Origin of the sequence: Oceanicola sp. S124, from assembly GCF_000220565.1 — a bacterium.
GTDB lineage: Bacteria > Pseudomonadota > Alphaproteobacteria > Rhodobacterales > Rhodobacteraceae > Pseudooceanicola.
On the sequence record NZ_AFPM01000023.1, the window covers coordinates 1 to 2,188 of the forward strand.

General features: G+C 70.9%; 2 protein-coding genes. Both read right to left on the minus strand.

Going from position 1 to position 2,188, the window contains the following annotated elements; translation table 11 throughout:
* Positions 1 to 350: 350 nt before the first annotated feature.
* Positions 351 to 776 carry a GNAT family N-acetyltransferase gene (locus OS124_RS0102350; protein WP_010137695.1) on the minus strand — a complete coding sequence of 142 codons (426 nt, stop codon included), beginning with the start codon at positions 774 to 776 and terminating at the stop codon, positions 351 to 353.
* Positions 773 to 1,939: a succinyl-diaminopimelate desuccinylase gene (dapE, locus tag OS124_RS0102355; RefSeq protein ID WP_010137696.1), complete on the minus strand. Its 1,167-nt coding sequence runs from the start codon at positions 1,937 to 1,939 to the stop codon at positions 773 to 775. Before dapE ends, OS124_RS0102350 begins: the two co-directional genes overlap by 4 nt.
* Positions 1,940 to 2,188 lie beyond the last annotated feature (249 nt).

A 2,188-nucleotide genomic window follows, 5' to 3' on the forward strand; every position in this document is an offset into this window, starting at 1 on the left:
GGGCCGGGTCATCGCGAAAACGCAGGCGGGCGTGGCGGTCTCATGCCGGGGCAAATCGTCGGGCGCGCGCTCTCGGGGGCATTGAGCCCCCTCGGGCGCGGGGGGCAGAGCCCCCGGTGCCTGTCACGAAGGATGCGCGTCGCGCGGAGGGGCCGCCCGGCGGCAGGTCGGGCCGCGCCGACCGGCCCCGTTTCCGCAGAGGCGCACCCGGGGGCGATGGGCCGGAGCGATCGCATCGCCACCCGGGGCGGCCATTCGTTCCCGTGCATGCACGTCCTGGCGCTCCCTCCGCCGGAGGCCATATACTCCGGGGTGCGGGGCAGAGCCCCGCCTCCCTCCACGTCGGGCGCCTAGGCCTGAAGGGTCAGGGCCATCTCCCGGTGCGGCACGCCACCGTCGTCGTAGACCTCGCCGCAGGGCGCGAAGCCGAGCGTCTCGTAGAAGCCCATGGCGCGGACCTGCGCGCCCAGAACGACGCGGGTGAAGCCCTGTTCGGACAGCCGCGCGATGCCGGCGCGGACCAGCTCGGCACCGAGGCCCGTGCCGCGCGCCGACCTGCGCACGCAGATGCGCCCGATGCGACCTGCGCCGGGCTCCTTCAGCAGGCGGGCGGTGCCGACCGGCGTGCCGTCCAGCGTCGCCAGCAGGTGCTCGGCCCCGGCGTCCAGGTCATCCCATTCCTCTTCCGGGGTGAAGCCCTGTTCGGTGATGAAAACCTCTTCACGCAGGGCAAAGCAGGGGGCGGTGTCGGTGACGACCTCGATCTGCAGGCTCATGCGAAATAATCCGCCAGGATGCGGGCGTAGATGCCCTTGAGCTGAGAGATCTGCTCCACCGGCACGTTCTCGTCGACCTGGTGCATGGTCTCGCCGACCAGGCCGAATTCCACCACCGGGCAGAGATCCTTGACGAAGCGCGCATCCGAGGTGCCGCCGGTTGTCGAGAGCTCGGGCACCACGCCGGTCTCGGCCTCGACGGCCTTCGCCACAAGGTCCGACAGCGCGCCCGGAGGCGTCAGGAAGGCCTCGCCCGAGACCTTGACCTCGGTCTCGATGACGATGTCGAACATGCGGCTGACATCCTGGGCTTCGCGGCGCAGCCAGCGGGTCAGGGCCTCTCCGGTGTGGAGGTCGTTGAAGCGGATGTTGACGGCGGCGCGGCACTGGGCCGGGATGACGTTGGTCGCCCCGTTGCCGGTGTCGAACTGCACCACGGCCAGGGTCGAGGGGTCGAAATGGCCGGTGCCCTCGTCCAGCTGGTGGCTGGCCAGCCGGTCGATCAGCCGCGCCATGGCCGGCAGCGGGTTCTTCGCGCGGTGTGGATAGGCCGAGTGCCCCTGCTTGCCGGTCGCCGTGAACCAGGCCGTCATCGAGCCGCGACGGCCGATCTTGATCATCTCGCCCATGGTGGCGGGGCAGGTGGGTTCCCCGACGAGGCAGTGGCTCATGACCTCGCCCTCGGTCTGCATCCAGTCGAGCAGGGCGGTGGTGCCATGCAGCGCGTCGCCCTCCTCGTCGCCGGTGATGGCAAGGACCACGGCGCCCTCGGGCGGGGTCTGGCGGACGAAGTCGACGGCGGCGGCGGCAAAGGCGGCCACGCCCGACTTCATGTCGGTGGCGCCGCGCCCGTACATCCGCCCGTCGCGGATCTCGGCGCCGAAGGGATCGGCGGTCCAGGCGGCGGCATCGCCGACGGGCACCACGTCGGTATGGCCATTGAAGCCGAAGGTCTTCGCCGCGCCCTTGGCGCCCCAGCGGGCGAAGAGGTTGCTGACCCCCTCGCGGTCGACCCGGGTGCAGGTGAAGCCCGCGCCCTCCAGCAGGGCCTGCAGATGGACCAGCGCGCCGCCCTCTTCGGGGGTGACCGAGGGGCAGCGGATCAGCTCGGCGGTCAGGGCGACGGGATCGACGGGGGGCGTGGACAGGCTGGGGCCGGACATGGGCGGTTCCTTCGTTTTGGCGGAATGGCTAGCCTCTTTCGGCCTTGAAGCAAAGGGGGAGCTGGCGGCAGGGCCCTCGCCGGGCAGCAACAGGGGCGGGAAGGGGGCAAATCTTGCGGTCTGGACGGGCCGGGCCACCACATCAGTCTTTACCTGAGCCGCCGGGAATGCGACGTTGAGCGCAAGAACGGCGCAGGGACAACGCGCGACAGGTGGCAGGAGAGCAGTCCTGGCAAGGGCAGAAAACCA